This window comes from Pontibacter diazotrophicus (genome assembly GCF_003367245.1).
Taxonomy (GTDB): Bacteria; Bacteroidota; Bacteroidia; order Cytophagales; family Hymenobacteraceae; genus Pontibacter; species Pontibacter diazotrophicus.
Map to the genome: position 1 here is coordinate 196,764 of NZ_QRGR01000001.1, position 19,246 is coordinate 216,009.

The 19,246-nt window shown below is 49.0% G+C and carries 15 protein-coding genes; 10 read left to right on the forward strand and 5 right to left on the reverse strand.

Annotated features, from left to right (window positions below):
* Positions 1-142 precede the first annotated feature (142 nt).
* The 9 genes from DXT99_RS00840 (at position 143) to DXT99_RS00880 (ending at position 10,502) form a co-directional block, all read left to right on the forward strand.
* The gene (locus DXT99_RS00840) at positions 143-2,407 is read left to right on the forward strand and encodes a sodium-translocating pyrophosphatase (RefSeq protein WP_115563615.1); all 2,265 of its coding nucleotides are present in this window, start codon (positions 143-145) and stop codon (positions 2,405-2,407) included.
* A 93-nt stretch (positions 2,408-2,500) separates the two neighbouring features.
* Positions 2,501-3,043 carry a hypoxanthine phosphoribosyltransferase gene (hpt, locus tag DXT99_RS00845; RefSeq protein ID WP_115563616.1) on the forward strand — a complete coding sequence of 181 codons (543 nt, stop codon included), beginning with the start codon at positions 2,501-2,503 and terminating at the stop codon, positions 3,041-3,043.
* Positions 3,044-3,172: 129 nt separating this feature from the next.
* Positions 3,173-3,763 (forward strand): adenylate kinase, encoded by a 591-nt coding sequence (locus DXT99_RS00850; protein ID WP_115563617.1) that lies wholly within the window; start codon positions 3,173-3,175, stop codon positions 3,761-3,763.
* Between the two features lie 21 nt (positions 3,764-3,784).
* The gene (gene obgE, locus DXT99_RS00855; protein ID WP_115563618.1) at positions 3,785-4,777 is read left to right on the forward strand and encodes a GTPase ObgE; all 993 of its coding nucleotides are present in this window, start codon (positions 3,785-3,787) and stop codon (positions 4,775-4,777) included.
* Positions 4,778-5,207: 430 nt separating this feature from the next.
* Positions 5,208-5,789 (forward strand): nucleotide exchange factor GrpE, encoded by a 582-nt coding sequence (locus tag DXT99_RS00860; RefSeq protein ID WP_115563619.1) that lies wholly within the window; start codon positions 5,208-5,210, stop codon positions 5,787-5,789.
* Between the two features lie 3 nt (positions 5,790-5,792).
* Positions 5,793-6,947 carry a molecular chaperone DnaJ gene (dnaJ, locus tag DXT99_RS00865; protein ID WP_115563620.1) on the forward strand — a complete coding sequence of 385 codons (1,155 nt, stop codon included), beginning with the start codon at positions 5,793-5,795 and terminating at the stop codon, positions 6,945-6,947.
* Between the two features lie 316 nt (positions 6,948-7,263).
* On the forward strand, positions 7,264-8,175 hold the full coding sequence (locus DXT99_RS00870; RefSeq protein ID WP_115563621.1) for an ABC transporter ATP-binding protein: 912 nt from the start codon (positions 7,264-7,266) through the stop codon (positions 8,173-8,175).
* The gene (locus DXT99_RS00875; RefSeq protein WP_115563622.1) at positions 8,168-9,529 is read left to right on the forward strand and encodes an ABC transporter permease; all 1,362 of its coding nucleotides are present in this window, start codon (positions 8,168-8,170) and stop codon (positions 9,527-9,529) included. Before DXT99_RS00870 ends, DXT99_RS00875 begins: the two co-directional genes overlap by 8 nt.
* An 88-nt stretch (positions 9,530-9,617) precedes the next feature.
* The gene (locus DXT99_RS00880) at positions 9,618-10,502 is read left to right on the forward strand and encodes a ChaN family lipoprotein (protein WP_115563623.1); all 885 of its coding nucleotides are present in this window, start codon (positions 9,618-9,620) and stop codon (positions 10,500-10,502) included.
* A 161-nt stretch (positions 10,503-10,663) separates the two neighbouring features.
* Here the strand turns inward: DXT99_RS00880 and DXT99_RS00885 are convergent, their stop codons facing one another.
* The gene (locus DXT99_RS00885) at positions 10,664-11,011 is read right to left on the reverse strand and encodes a HesB/IscA family protein (RefSeq protein ID WP_115563786.1); all 348 of its coding nucleotides are present in this window, start codon (positions 11,009-11,011) and stop codon (positions 10,664-10,666) included.
* Between the two features lie 159 nt (positions 11,012-11,170).
* On the opposite strand from DXT99_RS00885, the gene DXT99_RS00890 reads away from it, so the two are divergent.
* Positions 11,171-11,704 (forward strand): DUF7935 family protein, encoded by a 534-nt coding sequence (locus tag DXT99_RS00890; protein WP_115563624.1) that lies wholly within the window; start codon positions 11,171-11,173, stop codon positions 11,702-11,704.
* A gap of 83 nt (positions 11,705-11,787) precedes the next feature.
* Here DXT99_RS00890 and DXT99_RS00895 read toward each other — a convergent pair whose 3' ends face one another.
* The 4 genes from DXT99_RS00895 to DXT99_RS00910 all read right to left on the reverse strand — a co-directional run bounded on the left by DXT99_RS00895 (position 11,788) and on the right by DXT99_RS00910 (position 19,103).
* Positions 11,788-12,876, reverse strand: a complete 1,089-nt coding sequence (locus DXT99_RS00895; protein ID WP_115563625.1) for an aminotransferase class V-fold PLP-dependent enzyme — start codon at positions 12,874-12,876, stop codon at positions 11,788-11,790.
* A 34-nt stretch (positions 12,877-12,910) separates the two neighbouring features.
* Positions 12,911-14,803, reverse strand: coding sequence for a phosphoglycerate dehydrogenase (gene serA / locus DXT99_RS00900; protein ID WP_115563626.1), 1,893 nt, complete (start codon positions 14,801-14,803; stop codon positions 12,911-12,913).
* A 140-nt stretch (positions 14,804-14,943) separates the two neighbouring features.
* The gene (gene bshA, locus DXT99_RS00905; RefSeq protein ID WP_115563627.1) at positions 14,944-16,080 is read right to left on the reverse strand and encodes an N-acetyl-alpha-D-glucosaminyl L-malate synthase BshA; all 1,137 of its coding nucleotides are present in this window, start codon (positions 16,078-16,080) and stop codon (positions 14,944-14,946) included.
* 71 nt (positions 16,081-16,151) lie between these two features.
* Positions 16,152-19,103, reverse strand: coding sequence for a glycoside hydrolase family 3 N-terminal domain-containing protein (locus DXT99_RS00910; protein ID WP_246000380.1), 2,952 nt, complete (start codon positions 19,101-19,103; stop codon positions 16,152-16,154).
* Positions 19,104-19,246 lie beyond the last annotated feature (143 nt).

Genomic DNA, 19,246 nt, shown 5'->3' on the forward strand with positions numbered 1-19,246 from the left:
GATGTTATAACTTCTTAAAAAATAGTGGCATAGCCTGGAGGAGTGGGCATAGGGGATGATTGTGGAACATTTGGAAAAGTCTATAAAATATTCTTTCTTTAATAGGGATATATAAATATTGCCTAACCCTTAACTATACTGAATGGAAACTGTTCTCTACGCTATTCCTGCCTTTGGTCTGGCAGCGCTTCTGTATACCTGGATAAGGTCGGCTTGGGTAACAAAACAACCGACTGGTAACGAGCGCATGAGTACCATTGCCCGCTACATTGCCGAAGGGGCCATGGCCTTTCTGAAAGCCGAGTATAAAGTGATGGGCTATTTTGTGATCATCGCCTCAATTTTCCTTTTTTACTTGGGTTATACAGGTGAGAAATCGCATCCGCTTATTGTAGTAGCTTTTATTATAGGTGCTGTTCTGTCGGCCCTGGCAGGATTTATAGGGATGCGGATTGCCACCAAATCGAATGTGCGGACAGCCGAAGCAGCGCGTACCAGCCTTTCCAAAGCACTCACCGTCTCGTTTGCGGGTGGTTCTGTGATGGGGATGGGAGTGGCCGGTCTGGCAGTGCTGGGCCTGGGCTCGCTGTTCATCGTTTTCTATTATATGTTTGTGCACAGCACAGGTGCCGATGTAAACGGCATAGAGATGGAGCGCGCCCTGGAGGTGCTGACGGGTTTCTCGCTGGGTGCTGAAAGTATCGCCTTGTTTGCCCGTGTAGGGGGCGGTATCTACACCAAAGCGGCCGACGTAGGTGCCGACTTAGTGGGTAAAGTAGAAGCCGGCATTCCGGAGGATGACCCCCGCAACCCCGCCACTATTGCCGATAACGTAGGCGATAACGTAGGCGACGTGGCCGGTATGGGTGCCGACCTTTTTGGCTCTTATGTGGCCACTATTCTGGCAACTATGGTGCTGGGGCGTGAAGTGGAGGTAACAGATAATTTTGGAGGACTCTCACCTGTTATCCTTCCTATGCTTATTGCGGGCCTGGGTATCGTTTTTTCTCTTATTGGGATGCTATTTGTGCGCGTAAAAGAGGGAGGTGATGTGCAGGCGGCCCTTAACCGCGGAAACTGGATTTCAGTTATACTCACAGCCATAGGAGCTTACTTCTCTATTCAATGGTTGCTCCCCGAAACGCTAAACCTGCGTAACTTCGATTTTACTGCCAATGGTGTGTTCATGGCGGTCATCGTTGGCCTGGTGGTAGGTGCGCTGATGAGCATTATTACAGAATATTATACTGCCATGGGTAAAAAGCCGGTTAATTCCATTGTACAGCAGTCATCAACCGGGCATGCCACTAACATCATCGCCGGTCTGGCCGTGGGTATGCACTCCACAGTGTTGCCCATCATTGTGTTGGCAGCGGGCATTGTGCTGTCATACTCTGCGGCGGGCCTTTATGGGGTGGCTATAGCGGCGGCAGGCATGATGGCAACCACAGCTATGCAGCTGGCGATAGATGCCTTTGGGCCTATTGCCGACAATGCCGGTGGTATAGCTGAAATGAGTGAGTTGCCGAAAGAGGTACGCGAGCGCACCGATATTCTGGATGCCGTTGGAAATACCACTGCTGCCACCGGTAAGGGTTTTGCCATTGCCTCCGCGGCACTTACCTCTCTGGCTCTTTTCGCCGCCTTCGTAGGGATAGCCGGTATACGCACCATAGACCTATACAAAGCCCCTGTGCTGGCAGGTTTGTTTATTGGAGCCATGATACCATTCATTTTTTCGGCCTTGTGTATATCGGCAGTAGGCAGAGCGGCCATGTCGATGGTGCAGGAGGTGCGTCGGCAGTTCCGGGAAATACCGGGTATCATGGAGGGAACGGGCAAGCCGGAGTATGAAAAATGCGTGGCCATTTCCACAGAGGCCGCTATCCGTGAGATGATGCTGCCGGGCGCTATTGCCCTGCTCGTTCCGATCATCATCGGGTTCGGCTTCAGGGATGTGTTTCCGGATACATCCTCTGCGGAGGTGCTGGGCGGTACCCTGGCGGGGGTAACGGTTTCCGGGGTGCTGATGGCTATGTTTCAGTCCAATGCCGGTGGTGCCTGGGATAACGCTAAGAAATCATTTGAAAAAGGGGTGATGATCAATGGTGTGATGGAGTACAAAGGCTCAGAACCACACAAAGCCTCCGTTACCGGTGATACAGTGGGTGACCCTTTCAAAGATACTTCCGGACCATCTATGAACATCCTCATCAAGCTCATGTCAATCGTATCGCTGGTGATAGCACCGCATATTGCCCTGGAGCAGGAGCCTCCTATTCCGGTGCCGCCTATAGACCTGGAGCCAATTAACCTCGATGTAAAAGAGCTTTATCCGCAAACAGCTAAAGTCAATATCGAGCTGGAAAATACGGTGGTGTTTGGCCAGGACCTGCTCCGATTGTAGACACTGCCAGCTATAGTTTCGATAAGCCCAACCTTAGTGTTGGGCTTATTTTTTAATTATACGTACCTTTGTACAGGCACCAAAAATATTCAAATGAATCCGCGCACTATTGAAATACACGATTGCAAGTTCGATACTTATATTTATGAGGACGAGATTATCGCCCGTATTGTGATGCTGGCGGAGCAAATTGACCGCGATTACGCAAGCAAACAGCCGCTGTTCCTGGGAGTGCTCAACGGTTCCTTCATGTTCGTTTCTGACTTGCTGAAGCGCATCACCATTCCATGTGAAATCTCCTTTATCCGCCTCTCAAGTTATCAGGATACCAAAAGTACAGGAAAGGTGAAAGAGATATTGGGGCTGACGGAAGTGGTGCAGAACCGGCATGTAGTAGTGCTGGAGGATATTGTAGATACAGGCCATACCGTGCAGGGGTTGCTGCAGCAACTGAAGGCACTTGAGCCCGCCTCTGTAGAGGTAGCCAGTCTCTTACTGAAGCCCGATTGCCTGCAGCATCAACTGGATATTAAATATGTGGCCAAGTCAATCCCAAATGATTTTGTAGTGGGCTATGGGTTAGACTATAATGGGCTGGGGCGTAACCTGCGCGACATCTATAAGATAATTTCGTAACCCTAAAGATTGTTTGCCGCGTTAGTAAACCTTTAAAGGTAATGGACGCTGATGCTTAGCCCCTTATGCTGAAGATTAGAAAGTACATCAATTAATACATACATTTGTCTTTTATTATTAAGCCAAGATATGCTCAACATCGTTTTGTTTGGACCTCCAGGTGCTGGTAAAGGTACCCAAAGTCAAAAGCTGATAGAAAAATACAACCTTATTCACCTCTCCACCGGTGACTTGCTTCGCTCAGAGATTGCCGCTGGCACTAAGCTGGGTATGGAAGCAAAAAAACTGATGGACAACGGCCTGCTGGTTCCGGACGAAGTGGTCATTGGCATGATTGATAGTAAAGTAAAAGAGCATCGTAATGCGGCTGGCTTTATTTTCGACGGCTTTCCGCGCACAGTGCCTCAGGCCCAGAGCCTGGATAAACTGATGCGGGAAAACGAAACAGAAATTACCTGCATGATAGCCTTGCGCGTGGACGATGAGGAACTGACAAAGCGACTGTTGCTGCGTGGCCAGACATCAGGTCGCCCGGATGACCAGAACGAGGAGCTGATTCGCAAGCGTGTTATGGAGTACAACAGCAAAACAGCCCCGGTGGCAGACTATTACGCCGGGCAAGGAAAGTACCTTGCAGTAGACGGCATCGGCGAGATAGAGGATATTTTCAATGAGCTGTCTCAGCAGATAGATACATTGAAAGAACAAAATAAGAAATAAGCACATTTACGCTTACCCGATTTGGCTTCAAGCAACTTTATAGATTACGTTAAGATTTGTTCACGCTCCGGTCACGGTGGTGGTGGCTCCGCGCACTTTCACCGCGATAAAATGACATCCAAAGGCGGCCCTGACGGGGGAGACGGAGGCCGTGGCGGACACATTATTCTGAGAGGCAACGCTCAGCTCTGGACACTGCTGCATCTGCAGTACCGCAAGCACGTGATTGCGGAAAACGGCCATAATGGTGGCCCTAACCACTCTTTTGGAGCGCAGGGGAAAGACGACGTGCTGGAGGTGCCGCTTGGTACCATCGCCCGGGATGCCGAAACCGGTGAGTTCAAATGCGAAATAACCGAAGACGGACAGGAAATAATACTGACGCCAGGCGGACGCGGCGGCCTGGGGAATGCCCATTTTAAATCTGCCACTAACCAGACCCCACGCTACGCGCAACCCGGAGAGCCAGGCATAGAGGAGTGGGTAGTACTGGAATTGAAGCTGCTGGCCGATGTTGGTCTGGTAGGTTTCCCGAATGCAGGTAAATCGACGCTGCTATCCGTTGTTTCTGCAGCTAAACCTAAAATAGCGAATTACGCCTTCACTACGTTGGCGCCCAACCTGGGTGTGGTAGCTTACCGCGATTATAAGTCGTTCGTAATAGCTGACATACCAGGTATAATAGAGGGTGCTTCTGAGGGCAAAGGCTTGGGCCTGCGCTTCCTGCGGCATATTGAGCGGAACTCCATGCTGCTGTTTATGATTTCCTGCGAGAGTGCCGACATTGCCGAAGAGTATAAAGTGCTGCTGAATGAACTGCAAACGTTTAACCCGGAGCTGCTTGATAAAAAGCGTATTCTGGCAGTGACCAAATCTGATATGCTGGATGAGGAACTGGAAACTGAAATGCGGGCAACTTTGCCTGCCGATTTGCCTGCCGTATTTATCTCCAGCATCAGCGGGAAAAACATTCCTAAACTAAAAGACATGATTTGGGAGGCGCTTAACAGCTAAGCTGAAGCTTCTGATTATAAAAAACAAGATCGGTAGAGAGCTGCAAAGCTGCCTACCGATTTTTTTGTAATGAATGGTTAAATGGCAGTAAAACCTTGCCGTTGTTGTGTGTTCTCACCAATAACTTAATCGGCAAAAGGAGTGGTAACTGTTTTATGTTAAAATAGCAGAGGAGGGGGCTAAGGTAGCTAAAGCCGAAACAGCAGGAGTTAGAGTAAAGGCAGTTATAGTTGTTGGTGAGAACCCACAACAACGGCAGAGGCTATAGCTCAGCTAACCTAAGTATAAAGCCTTGCAAGCACATTCAGCTATTCAGTCATTCAAAATTCAGGTATTCAAAATTATCAGATGTCAGAATGGCACAAATGAGGGTTTGGCAAGTTAATTGACAAAACAAAGAAGACTTATTAACCTAACTTTTTAAGGCATTATGTCAGATAAAGATATTAAGAAAGAGCAGGAAAAAGAAGAAGTAAAAGATACTACTGCCAATACTACTGAAGCAGAAGCTCAGGAGGAAAACGAGAACAACACAGAAGAAGCTGAGACTACAGAAGGCGCAAAGGATGGCGGACCAACTGCAGAATTGGCAGAAATGAAAGATAAATATATCCGTTTGATGGCTGAGTTTGAAAACTTTAGACGCAGAACGGCCAAAGAGCGCATTGACCTTGCCAAAACAGCCACTCAGGATTTAATGAGTGATTTGCTGCCGGTGATTGATGACATGGAGCGTGCACGCCAATCTATAGAAGCAACTAAAGACGTGGATGCGATGTTGCAGGGGCTTGAGCTGGTGTTTCATAAACTGAAGCACGTTACACAGCAGAAGGGCCTTAAGCCGATGGAAATCAAACCAGGCGACAGCTTCGATAGCGACATGCACGAAGCAGTAACCCAGATTCCTGCCCCATCAGAAGAGATGAAAGGCAAAATAGTAGATGTAATTGAGAAAGGATATACCCTGAATGATAAGGTAATCCGTTTCGCGAAAGTAATAATAGGAGCGTAAGCTATGGCTAAAAGAGATTATTATGAGGTTTTGGGTGTAAGCAAGGGCGCAGGCCAGGATGAGATAAAGAAAGCTTACCGCAAAATCGCCATCAAATTCCACCCCGATAAGAACCCGGACGACCCCACTGCCGAGGACAAATTCAAAGAGGCAGCGGAGGCCTACGAGGTGCTGAGCGACCAGCAGAAGCGCCAACGTTACGACCAGTTCGGCCACCAGGGTATGAACGGCGGCTTCGGCGGCGGCGGCGGCGGCATGAACATGGAGGATATCTTCTCGCAGTTCGGCGACATCTTCGGCGGCGGCGGTGGCAGCCCATTTGAAAGCTTCTTTGGAGGCGGACGCTCTGCTGGTGGCCGTCGTACCCGCAAGGGCAGCAACTTACGCATTAAGCTGAAGCTGAACCTGGAGGAGATTGCCAACGGCGTAGAGAAGAAGATAAAGGTGAAGCGTTATGTAGCCTGCGGCACCTGTGGTGGTAACGGCGCGAAGAACGGCACCGACATGCAAACCTGTAACTCCTGCCAGGGCTCCGGCCAGGTGCGCAAAGTAGTGAATACCATGCTGGGCCAGATGGTGTCTACCGCTACCTGCCCTACCTGTAACGGGGAAGGACGCATTGTAACGCATAACTGCGAAACCTGCAACGGTAGCGGCCGGGAGCTCCAGGAAGAAGTTATCTCTATCAATGTGCCGGCCGGTGTAATGGATGGCATGCAGCTGTCTATGAGCGGTAAAGGTAACGTGCCGGAGCGCGGTGGTGTACCAGGCGACCTGCTTATTCAGATTGAGGAAGAGGCGCATCCAACGTTAAAGCGTGAGGGCAACAACGTTATCTTCGACCAATATATCAGCTTTGTGGATGCGGCCTTAGGTGCAGAAATAGAAGTACCGACAATTACGGGAAAAGTAAAAATCACTATTAAGCCAGGTACGCAAAGCGGAGAAATCTTCAGGCTGCGTGGCAAAGGTGTGCAGGACATCAACGGCTACGGGAAAGGTGATCAGTTGATTCACGTGAATGTGTGGACGCCGAAGTCGCTGAGCAGCGAGGAGAGAGCGACGTTGGAAGGCTTGCGTGACTCCAATAACTTCGCACCGCACCCGGGTAAAAATGAAAAAGGCTTCTTTGAGAAAGTGAAGGACTACTTTCAGTAGAAGAAGTGAATATACAGTAACAATTACGAGCCCTGCTTTTACATAAAAGCAGGGCTCGTTCGTTCTATGAGTATTTGCATGTAACCGCCGCCCTTACTGTGTACATTTGATCAGCAAGCTGTTGGTTGAAGTGCAAAACAGCGCAAAACAGTTTGAGTGCAGGAGGGCAGGCGTGAGAAGCGTTGCTCGTTCTTTTTTAACCTGTTTCATCAGATTATTAACAAGGTTTGTCGATTAATATAGATGGTAGATTATATATTGTTGCTGCTTACAATTTAGAAAGGTATTTTTAAATAAATCTAAAAGAATATCAGCTTTGAGCATTCTGAAAATTGAAGGCGTAACCAAAACTTACGCCAACCATGTGGCTCTCGATAATGTGAGCTTCGAAATTCCAACAGGCTGTATCTTCGGCTTGCTGGGACCTAATGGTGCCGGTAAAACCTCCCTTATCCGCATCATTACCCAAATTACAGGGGCTGATAGTGGCAAAATATTTTTCAAAGGAGACCGCTTGCGGCCAAACCACATCAAGGATATAGGATACCTGCCGGAAGAGCGTGGGCTTTATAAGAAGATGAAGGTGGGGGAGCAACTGCTCTACCTCACGCAACTCAAAGGCCTGAGCAAAGCTGATGCGAAGGCGCGTATTAAAACGTGGGTAGACCGCTTTGAGATCCGTGACTGGCTGAACAAGAACATCGAAGACCTTTCAAAAGGCATGCAGCAGAAGGTGCAGTTTATTGCTACGGTGTTGCACGAGCCATCGCTCATTATCCTCGATGAGCCTTTCTCCGGCTTCGACCCTATAAATGCCAACCTGATAAAGGACGAGATCCTGCGCCTGCGCGAGCGGGGCGCCACCATTATCTTCTCCACACACCGCATGGAATCGGTGGAGGAACTGTGTGATTATATAGCTCTTATCAACCAGGCGCAGAAAGTGCTGGACGGGCCTGTAAAGGAAGTAAAGGACACTTATAAGACCGATACCTTCCAGGTGATAGGGAACGGCAGGCTACTGATTACGTCTCCGGACTTTCAGGTGATGGAACAGCACGATAACCATGGCGTTTTCAGGGCTAATATCCGGCTGCTGAATAACACGACTCCCAATGACCTGCTGCGTTACCTGATTCAGCGCGTGGAGATACACTCTTTTATAGAGTTGGTACCAAGTATAAATGATATTTTCATTCAAAAAGTAAAGGAGACACACCATGTCTAAAGTCTGGTTGATTATACAGCGGGAATACCTGACGCGTGTCCGTAAAAAGAGCTTCATTATCATGACGCTGCTGACACCCATCCTGCTGGCTGCTTTCATGATTTTGCCGGGCCTGCTTATTACCATGTCCGGAGACACGGAGACGGTGATGGTACTGGACGAAAGCGGCTTGTTTGAAGATAAGTTGCAGGACAGAGAGGACCTGAAGTTTATTCCGCTGGCAGGATCGCTGGAGCAGGCGAAAATGGCTTATCAGGAAACGGATTATACTGCCCTGCTTTACATCCCTGAAATGTCGATTGACAATCCGCAGGGCATCACCTTGTACGGCAAGAAAAACACCAGTCTGCAAACACAGGTTCGCCTGGAGAACACGCTGGAGAAAGAAATTGAGAACCAGCGCTTCCTGGCATCCGGCCTGGACCGGGAGACGCTGGATAAAATAGAGGCCAATGTGAAGCTGAGCACCATCAACTTAAGTGGTGAAGGCGAGAAAGACAACAACGCCATTATTACGTCTATTGCCGGAGTGGCCGGGGCCGTTATCATCTACTTCTTTATCTTTATGTATGGCGTCCAGATTATGCGGGGTGTAATTGAGGAGAAAACGAGCCGCATTGTGGAGGTAATGATTTCGTCTGTGAAGCCTTTCCAACTGATGATGGGTAAGATTATAGGCATTGCCGCAGTAGGCCTCACACAGTTTCTGCTCTGGATTGTGCTTTCCTTTGTAGCCGTAACTGCCGTTTCTGCTGCTTTCGGAATCGATGCAGCGCCGTCGCCGGCAGCACAGTTTGCAGCAGGGCAGGCCGCTGCGCAGGGGGAGGAAGAGGAAGAAGCAACAGCTACTTCTACAGTGGATAACCCACCGCAGGAAAATGAAGTTGCTAACACCATCAGCGATGTGAAGCGTGGCTTCGCTAACCTGAACATTGCCTTGATTTTTGGCTGCTTCTTATTCTACTTCCTTGGAGGTTACCTGCTCTACGGTTCCCTCTTCGGAGCCATTGGAGCAGCAGTAGACAACGAGACAGATACGCAGCAGTTTATGATGCCTATCACGATTCCGCTGATTATTGCGTTCATCATGTCGTATTCTGTTGTGCTGAAGAACCCGGATGGGCCGGTGGCTTTCTGGATGTCGATTATCCCGCTCACTTCCCCGATTGTGATGATGGTACGGGTGCCCTTTGGCGTGCCCGCCTGGGAACTGCTGCTCTCGATGGCGCTACTGATAGCTGGCTTTATATTTACCACCTGGATTGCAAGCCGCATTTACCGTGTCGGTATCCTGATGTATGGCAAAAAGATTAATTATAAAGAACTGTCGAAGTGGCTGTTTTATAGAGTATAAACGTACATAGTAGCATAAAACAAGAATAGCTGGCCCCAACCAAAGGCCGGCTATTTTTTTGTAAATTTGCTTGATAATCACAAACTGAATGAAGAATCTGCCGCTCCTGATTTTGTTGCTACTAATGGTTACTGCTGTTACCTCTGCCCAGAATAAAGATAAGCCTGCTTACCGCCTGTTCACAAAGGAGGGTAAGAATATCAGCTATAGTAAAATGCTGAAGGAACTTGAGAAAGCTGATGTAGTGCTCTTCGGTGAGCAGCACAACGACCCGATTGCGCATTGGCTGCAGTTAGAATTGGCGAAGGATTTACACCAGGCACACCCGCAGAACTTTGCCATAGGAGTAGAGATGTTTGAGGCAGATGTGCAACTGGTACTAAACGAGTACCTGGCGAACCTGACGCCGGAGGCGAACTTTGAGCAGGAGTCGCGGCCGTGGCCTAATTATAAAACAGACTATAAACCAATATTGCGCTACGCTAAGGAAAATGGAATTCCTGTTGTTGCCACCAATGTTCCCAGGCGATATGCGGCCATGGTATCAGCAGGTAGCCTAAGTGCGCTGGGAGGTATTTCAGAGGAAGCGAAAAAGTACATCGCACCGCTTCCGATACAGGTGGACATGAACCTGCCGGGGTATAAGCGTATGATGGGTATGTTCGGAGGCAGTACGCATGGCAATACCAAAAGCGAGAATATAGTGCAGGCGCAGGCGCTAAAAGATGCCACTATGGCGCATTTCATACTGGAGCAGGTAAAGCAAGATAACAAGTTGCTCCACATTAACGGTGCCTATCACTCGGATAATTTTGAAGGCATTGGCTGGTACCTGAAGCAGGGACAACCCCAGCTAAAAACTGTTACTATTACCACCTTGCTGCAAGATGACCTGGAGAAGCTATCAGAGGAAAACAAAGAGAAAGCCGACTATGTTATTGTGGTTCCCGCCAGCATGACCCGAACGTTTTAAAGCTCTGCTCACATTGCTAGCTTAAGTGCTCTCAGCCTTACGCTCAAAGACCTCGCAGCGTGCGCAGCTCCTGCGAGCGTCTGAGTGAGCTATACGGATAAAAACGGCAAAGCCCGGCCAAATGACCGGGCTTTGCTTATCAAAGAGAAAGAAGGTTTCGATTATGCAGAGAAAGAGCTGCCACAACCGCATGTGCTCTTCGCCTGCGGGTTGCTGAACGTAAAGCCACGCGCGTTCAGGCCATCCTGGAAGTCAACTTCCATGCCTATCACATACATGCCATGCTTTTTGTCCATAATGAGTGTCAGCCCATCTAAATCATAAGTCTCATCAGAATCCTTTGGCTTATCAAAGCCAAGCAGGTAAGACATACCGGAGCATCCGCCGCCTTGCACACCAACGCGCAAGCCGTATTCTGCTGGTACATTTTTTTCCTGCATTATATTTCTAGCCTCCGCTAAGGCCTTTTCAGTCAAAGTAATAGGTGCAGTTTTAGTTTCTGTTGCCATAGTGTACGCTCTTTTATTTGTAGCCACAAACTTACACAATTCTTCTGAATTATGCGGCATGGCTATCTTGTGTACTCATTTAACAGCCAAACCGGCTGAATGATTCATGTATCTTCCGTTAATTTTTTACGATATTTAAGCTTTCATCAGACAACTAACATGAACGAATTTCTCATATTTATTATAGACCTCTTAAAAATCGCACTACCAGCTATCATCGTGGCGGTGGCAATGTATTACCTCGTGAAAAAGCACTACGAGCGGGATCATAAAATAAAGCTACTGGAGTTGCGGCAAAAAAATGCAGAGGTAGTGCTGCCGATTCGTTTGCAGGCCTATGAGCGCATTGTACTGTTGCTGGAGCGTATTACGCCAAGCAACCTATTGTTGCGTGTGGGCGCCTCCGGACAGACGGCTGCCGAATACCACCGGGTGCTGCTCAACGAGATCCGCAATGAATTTAACCATAACATGTCGCAACAGGTGTACATGACGGAGCAGGCCTGGCAACAGGTAAAGCACGCCCGCGAAGATGTGGTGAACCTAATTAACAAAACTTACAAGGAACTGCCCGAAAACTCCCGTGGCACTGATCTGGCCAAACGCATCCTGGAAAGTGTGCTGGCAACAGAGCAGGATCCGACCTCCCGTGCTCTCAGTTATGTGAAGCAGGAGATAAGGCAGGTGTTTTGAGTTAGAAAGTTAGAGAGTTATAAAAGAAAAGAGGTAGAACGTGGACCGTTCTACCTCTTTCTGTTTGGGTTATTCTATGCTGTTTACTCAAACAGCTCTTTTAGTTTCTCTACCAAGGCTTTTACCTGTTCCGGGCTGTGGGCGGGGAAATTGGCGATGCGTATCTGGGTTTCCTTGTACTTGCCGTAGCCGCTTCCTACTGCCATGTCAAACTCAGCCAGGCGCTTGTTTACTTCTGATGCTGGCACTAAGGTATTGGCCACAATGGTAGTAGGAGAACGGTGTTGGGGGTTCTCTACCGCGGGCGTAAAGGTCTTGCTCTGTTCCAGGTATTCATAAATCAGGCTGGCTTTCGCTTCTGTTTCTTCTCTGATTGCCTCCACGCCTTTGCTATTCATATCCTCTACTACTTTGCCCAGCAGGTAAATGTCCAGCACGTTGGGTGTTTCCACCGTCTGGTTTGCTTTGGCTTTGCTCAGCATAGCCGGTATGCTGTGGTAAGATCCGATAGTCTGGCCTTGGGCAGCCAGGGCTTCTGCTTTAGCAATACAACGGTCGTTCAGGAGCCACACGCCTAAACCTGCTGGTAAGCCGAAGCACTTCTGCACAGAGAAATAAACAGCATCCACTTTTGAGAAATCGAAAGCAGGATTTGGCAGCGAAGAAACAGCATCTACATAAATCAAGGCGTCCGAAGAAGCTTTTTCCCGAAAAAGGTTGATTTCAGCTACAGGCATAGCGGCACCGGAACTGGTTTCGTTCTGGATAAGCGCTACCAATTCTGCAGATGCAGGCACCGTAATGCCTGGCACGTCGAAACCCTCGCTGAACGGCACTTCGTGCTTTTGCGCCTTCAGTCCCAGTTCCTGCGTTGTTTCAAAAAAGCGAGCCGAGAATGAGCCATTCACCAGGTGAAAGCTCTCCTGCTGAACGGTATTCTGAATAGCGCGTTCCCATATTTCCGTCGCTGACGCCAGGAACAGCACCTCGTAGTTTTCTGGCAATTGCAACAGCTGCCGTAGCCCCGCCACCGCATGTGCGAATATCTCCTGAAACTGTTTGCTGCGGTGTGAAATACTGCCAATCTTCTCCTGCAATGCCGTGTTCATGTGTTGTGGCACGGTAGGGTACAGTTCTGACGGCCCGGGGGTGAAGTATACTTTGTTGTTCATGTGTTGTGCGTCGTGATACGTGCTAGCTGATTTGTTAATACAACATGCGGAACTTGATGGTGTGCGGCACGCCGCGCATATCATTTACCAACTGTTTGTCATACTTCTTATTCACGTCGGTAATCACATAACCTACATGCTCATTTGTTTTGAGGTACTGGCCCAGGATGTTTACCTGGTTCTTTGCCAGCACATTGTTTATGTCGGCCAGCACGCCCGGCACGTTTTGATGTATGTGGATCAGGCGATGCGCGTTTTTCAGTTCCGGCAACTGGATGTTAGGGAAGTTGACGCTTTGGTAGGTGTTGCCTGAGTTAATATAGTCCATGATGCGGTTGGGCACAAAGTTGGCAATGTTCATCTGTGCCTCAGATGTACTGCCACCGATGTGTGGTGTCAGAATTACATTCGGCAGGCCGCGCAGTTCACTTACAAAGGGCTCACTGTTCGTGGCGGGCTCCTGCGGGAACACGTCCACGGCCGCGCCGCGCAACTTGCCTGACTTCAGGCTCTCTACCAGCGCCTCTATGTCCACTACGTGGCCGCGGCTCAGGTTCAGGAAAATGGCACCGTCTTTCATGGCGGCAAACTCCTGTGCCCCGAATATGTTTTTGTTTTCCGGGCGGCCATCTACGTGCAGCGTCACAAAATCAGCCTTCTCCAGTAACTCGCGGAGGGTGTCGCATTTGCGCGCGTTACCCAACTGCAGTTTTTCCACTACATCGTAATAGTATACCACCATGCCCATCGCTTCCGCGAGCACGGATAGCTGCGCCCCAATGTTGCCGTAGCCTACAATACCCAGTTTCTTGTCACGCACCTCGTAACTACCCGTGGCCGATTTGTCCCAGGTACTTTCATGCATTTTGCTGCTCTTATCTACAATGCCACGGCTCAGCATAATAATCTCCCCGATAGCCATTTCCACTACGCTGCGGGTATTGCTGTAAGGGGCATTGAACACGGTTACACCGGCTTCGAGGCAGGCATCCAGGTCAATCTGGTTGGTGCCGATGCAGAAGGCCCCGACGCTCATGAGGCGGTTGGCATGCTCCAGCACCTTGCGGGTTACGTGCGTTTTGCTTCGGATGCCCAGTATCGATACGTTCTGTATTTTCTCACAAAGTTCCTCCTCGCTCAGGGCACCGGCTATGGTTTCTACCTGATATCCTTCGTGCCGGAACATCTCTACTGCCCTTGGGTGTATGTTCTCCAGCAGCAGCACGCTTATCCTGTTTTTGGGGTAGGAGATAGCCATTGGCAACTTGTTCTGGTACAGGAACTCATCTAAGCTTGGGGCGACGTGTTCTGCCTTCGCCAGCACACTGTCGCGGGATATGTTTTCTGTGAAGGCGTAAAATTTATTCGCCAGCCCGGCTTCTTTGATCTCATAGTCTGTATAGCCATCACCGATGACGTAAACATCACCAGATAGTGCCAATTGCTCCAGTAACTTGATTTTTCCCTTATCAAGGCAAAGCACGTTCTTCTCATCAAAGCCGATGATGTTTCCGTTGTCGTCTAACTTGAAGGTGTTGGCATAGATGTTCTCTTCTTTGATGCCGTATTGCGTTACAATAGGCGTAATAAACTCCTTAAATCCGCTTGATACAATGTAAATCTGGTCCGAGTACTCCTCCAGAAACGCTTTGTTTCTGCGCACAGATTGAGAGACTTTATCCTGCAATACATTAATAAGCTGGGGCAGGTGTTTCTGATGTGCCTTTAACAGGTCCAGGCGCTTGCGAAGGCCCTCTGCAAAAGAACTTTGCCCGGCCATGGCGCTATCTGTCAGCTCTTTTACCTGCTGCAGTATGCTTTCTTTCTGAGGATCTCCCTCAAGGGATAACTCGCCCAGTTCGTCCAGGGCTTCTACTTTGGTGAAAGTACTGTCAAAATCAATGATGAAGTATTTGTCTTTGCTCATGTCTGTAATAAGGAATATGGGCTATACCTAAAGCGCAGGTATAACAACAAGGGTAAGAGGGCATAAATATAAAAAAAAGAACTGGCAACTTATAAGTTGCCAGTTCTTTTTGAATTTTAGTTTTTATCAGATGATTGAATTTATAGCAATGCCAGTTGTGTATTGATGATTTTTTGATAAAAATCCTCATACAGCGGCACTATTTTATCAACATCAAAATCTTTGGCACGCCGCAAAGCGTTTGCTTTGAAGCGAGGGAGGTTCTCATCATCCAGTATATACAGGGCTTTCTCCACCATTTCGTCTATAGCGCCAACCGGGCTTGTGAACCCTGTTTCGCCATCAACATTCAATTCCGGTATACCGCCTGCGTTAGTGGATACTACGGGTACCTCACAAGCCATTGCCTCCAGTGCCGCCAGGCCAAAGCTTTCTTTCTCAGAAGGCATCAGGAACAGGTCTGCTATAGAGAGTACTTCTTCCACGGCGTCCAGTTTCCCTAAAAACCGCACATCCTGGCAGATCTGCAGCTCCCGGCAAAGCTTCTCCATCTTGGGCCGGTCCGGTCCGTCGCCTACCAACAGCAGTTTGCTTGGTATTTGCTGGCGCACTTTTGCAAAAATCCGGATAACGTCTTCCACGCGCTTCACCGCCCGGAAATTGGAAGTATGTACCAGCAGCTTCTCGTTGCTTGAGGCAATGGCCATACGGAAATGCTCTTTCCGCTGGCGCTTAAACTTCTCAAGGTTAATGAAGTTAGGAATCACTTCAATATCCTTCTCAATGTCGAAGTAGTCGTAAGTCTCGACGCGCAGGCTATCAGAAACCGCAGTTACACCATCCGATTGATTGATACTGAAGGTAACCACAGGCTCAAACGAGGCATCTTTGCCCACCAGTGTGATGTCTGTGCCATGCAGCGTTGTGATAACAGGGATATTGATGCCTTTGGTCTTGAGGATCTGCTTCGCCATAAATGCTGCTGAAGCATGCGGAATAGCGTAATGCACGTGCAGCAGATCCAGTTTCTCGAAGCGGGCTATGTCTACCATCTTACTGGCCAGTGCCAGTTCATAGGGCGGGTACTGGAAGAGGGGGTAAGCAGGTATAAATACTTCGTGATAAAAAAGGTTCTCGCTGAAAAGGTGGAGGCGGGCAGGCTGGCTATAGGTAATAAAGTGTACTTTATGGCCTTTCAGAGCCAGTGCTTTGCCTAGCTCTGTGGCCACCACGCCGCTACCGCCAAATGTAGGGTAACAAACTATACCGATTCTCATTTTCTGAATATATAAAAAACAAAAGTGCAGCCAACTAATATGACTGCACCTGCTAAACTACCAATTATCTTTTATGTTTTAGGAATCATTGCTTTATAAACCACATCGTGTATCCTGGTCCGGATGTTATACTTCAGCAGCCTGTTATTGCCGCCATCCGGGAATACCCTGTTAGAGAGGAAGATGTAGATAAGCTTGTTCTCCGGATCTACCCAGGCACCTGTACCAGTAAAGCCTGTATGGCCAAACGTACTCATAGGAGCCAGGTCTGAGGTGGGGCCGTGGCCTTCCGGTTCTGGTTTATCCCAGCCAATGCCACGGCGGCTGTCTTTAGAGTTCCGCTGCGAGAATTCCGTTACCACGTTAGAGTTAAAGTACTTGTGCCCGCCATAGTTGCCATTGTTCAGGTTCATCTGCATGAGAATAGCCAGGTCGTTGGCGTTGGAGAACAAACCGGCATGCCCGGCCACGCCGCCCAGCATGGCTGCACTCTGGTCGTGTACACTACCCCAAATCAGGTTGTGGCGGAAATACTTGTCGTCTTCTGTCGGGGCAATCACATTGCGCGAGTGCTTGAGCAGTGGCTTGTACGTCATGGTGCTGAGGCCAAGAGGGGCATAAAAGTTCTGGTCCATGAACTCATCCAGTGGCTGGTTCAGCATTCTCTCTGCCACACGCTTTAGCACGTAGAAGTCAAGGTCGCTATACTTGTAATCATGGCCCCTTCCGCCTTTCCTAGCTGGCAGCATTCTAGATTTTACCGTCCAGGTCCAGAGCGAGTCTTCCATTGTTTTGATGGAGTAAAAGCCCGGGATCACTTCATTCGGGTAAGAGTCTGAGCGGTTGCTGGCATAAAACATCTTCTTGGTCTCCAAAGAGGCTGATGTCTTTTGCCAGTTCGGCAAACCAGCCAGCAAACCCGCCTGGTGCGTCAGTACGTCGCGCAGCACGATGCTTTCCTTGTTTGTTCCTTTCAGTTCCGGCAGGTAAGTAGATACTTTTGCGTCGATATTAATTTTGCCCTGGTCTTTCAGGAACATAATGGCCTGTAAGGTAGCGGCCACCTTTGTGATAGAGGCAACATCATACACCGTATGCTTCGTGACAGGCTTTTGCTTCTCGTACGTATAATGGCCGTAGGATTTGTCAAAGATTACGGTTCCGTCTTTTACCACCAGCACCTGCGCACCCGGGGTAGCGGCATAGGCAATGGCTTCAGTGGCAACATTGTCAATCTGCTGCAATACTTTAGAACTCATGCCCACACTTTCAGGGGTGCCATACTTCAGGCGCCCGAGCGCCTGCGTAGAAACGCCGGTACCTGACTTGAAAGTGGCAGAGGCCGTTACAGGCAGCTTGCCCTTGGCCGCACGTGCGCCAAACAGCGCCTGTGGCACCAGTGACTGCGCTACCGGGTTATCTTCGTACCCACACACGAGCCAGTTGCTGCCTTCAAAGAATTTCAGGCTATAGGCATTGCCCATTACTACTACCACTACCTTCTTATTTGTGCGCTCCTGCAGGTACTTGATAAAGGCCCTGGTGCCAACACCAATACCAAAATTCTTGGCAGGTGTGATGTTCATGTTATGGATACTCACCACCACCAGGTCATTGTCTTTTAGCTGCGGAATAACTTTTGTGAAAGCAGAGTCAGGTGCAAAGCGATCGGGTATAGCGAATTTATTCAGCGGAGCGTAGTTTCCAAGCGTTTCCTGGAACACATTGTTGGCAGGGGCTCCGATAGCTACGGAGGCAATGCTTAAAGTATCGAGGTTGCGGAAAGGAATTAAACTGCTTTTGTTCTCTACAACTGTTACAGAGTGCTCATAAAGCTGCTCCTGCACTACGGTACTAAGAGGCCTGTCTATATCTTCCTGAAGGTTATCCAGTGCAACAGGCTTGTAGTTGTTAAGCCCTACCCAGTACTTGGCGTGCAGGATTTTTCTTACATGCTGGTCAACTTCGTCCTGCGTCAGCTGTTTGGCGGCAATGGCTTCTTTTATTTTGGTGATAGCGGTTGGCACATCCTCCGGGAAGAGCAGAACATCATTTCCGGCCATCAGCGCCTTTAGATCTACTACACCAGGCTTATAGAAGCGGCTGACAGCCTTCATGTTCAGGGCATCGGTAAACACTAAACCCTTGTACTTCATCTTTTCCTTTAAAAGGCCTGTTACCAAGGGGCGCGACAGTGTAGTGGGCAAGTTGAGGGTGGAGTCAATGCTTGGCATATACAGGTGCGCTACCATCACGCCCATTACGCCAGCTTCAAAAGATTTCTTAAAAGGATGAAGTTCTACCTCTGTCAGGCGCTTTATATCGTGCGGCACAACAGGCAGAGAAAGGTGAGAGTCAGTGTCGGTATCGCCGTGGCCGGGGAAGTGCTTGGCTACCGCCATCACACCATGGTCTTGCAGGCCTTTGATATAGGCGATGCCGTGGCGGGTAACCTCTTCTGTAGACTCTCCGAAGGAGCGGCTTCCGATAACTGGGTTAGTGGCATTCACATTCACGTCCAGCACCGGCGAAAAGCTTACGTTCACGCCCAGGCGCTTCATCTTCAGGGCTATTTCTCGGCCCATCAGGTAAACGTACTTTTCATCGCTTATGGCGCCCAGGGTCATCTGACGGGCAAAGTGCATGCTGCTGTCCAGGCGCATGTTCAGGCCCCACTCCGCATCCATGGCAATAAGCATGGGTACCTTCGCCTGGCGCTGGTAACGGTTTGTAAGAATAGCCTGGCGCATAGGGCCGCCCTGCATAAACATGACGCCCCCAACGCCATAGCGGCTCACAAGGGTATCTATGCCACGAAAATGCTTTTCGTTTTTATTTGAGTAGGCAGCCACCATAAACAGCTGGCCGATGCGCTGCTCAGGAGTGAGTGTCGTCATCACGCTGTCAACCCAGTTTTTCTCTTCTACATTGACGACCACTTCCTCTGACGGCTTTAACGACATCAGTGGCCCCACTGCGAGAAAAACAAGTATCAACAACCCTAAACTAAAACTCTTCAACATCCTGTGCTACTTTATTTATAATTGGAACAAGTCAAAATTAAGCCTAATTTTGCAAAAGGCGGCTCGGAAAAACAGACTAAATTTCAGAGGTGATGTATATTTCTTCAGCTACTCTGATCGAAGGCAGAGAATCTAATGCCTGC

What these genes read in the sequence shown, in the direction of transcription:
- DXT99_RS00850 (WP_115563617.1), top strand. Translation starts at nt 3,173, where the DNA reads ATGCTCAACATCGTTTTGTTTGGACCTCCAGGTGCTGGTAAAGGTACC.
- DXT99_RS00885 (WP_115563786.1), bottom strand. Translation starts at nt 11,011, where the DNA reads ATGGCAACAGAAACTAAAACTGCACCTATTACTTTGACTGAAAAGGCC.
- DXT99_RS00880 (WP_115563623.1), top strand. Translation starts at nt 9,618, where the DNA reads ATGAAGAATCTGCCGCTCCTGATTTTGTTGCTACTAATGGTTACTGCT.
- bshA (WP_115563627.1), bottom strand. Translation starts at nt 16,080, where the DNA reads ATGAGAATCGGTATAGTTTGTTACCCTACATTTGGCGGTAGCGGCGTG.
- DXT99_RS00895 (WP_115563625.1), bottom strand. Translation starts at nt 12,876, where the DNA reads ATGAACAACAAAGTATACTTCACCCCCGGGCCGTCAGAACTGTACCCT.
- DXT99_RS00875 (WP_115563622.1), top strand. Translation starts at nt 8,168, where the DNA reads ATGTCTAAAGTCTGGTTGATTATACAGCGGGAATACCTGACGCGTGTC.
- DXT99_RS00910 (WP_246000380.1), bottom strand. Translation starts at nt 19,103, where the DNA reads ATGTTGAAGAGTTTTAGTTTAGGGTTGTTGATACTTGTTTTTCTCGCA.
- DXT99_RS00860 (WP_115563619.1), top strand. Translation starts at nt 5,208, where the DNA reads ATGTCAGATAAAGATATTAAGAAAGAGCAGGAAAAAGAAGAAGTAAAA.
- hpt (WP_115563616.1), top strand. Translation starts at nt 2,501, where the DNA reads ATGAATCCGCGCACTATTGAAATACACGATTGCAAGTTCGATACTTAT.
- dnaJ (WP_115563620.1), top strand. Translation starts at nt 5,793, where the DNA reads ATGGCTAAAAGAGATTATTATGAGGTTTTGGGTGTAAGCAAGGGCGCA.
- DXT99_RS00890 (WP_115563624.1), top strand. Translation starts at nt 11,171, where the DNA reads ATGAACGAATTTCTCATATTTATTATAGACCTCTTAAAAATCGCACTA.
- serA (WP_115563626.1), bottom strand. Translation starts at nt 14,803, where the DNA reads ATGAGCAAAGACAAATACTTCATCATTGATTTTGACAGTACTTTCACC.
- DXT99_RS00840 (WP_115563615.1), top strand. Translation starts at nt 143, where the DNA reads ATGGAAACTGTTCTCTACGCTATTCCTGCCTTTGGTCTGGCAGCGCTT.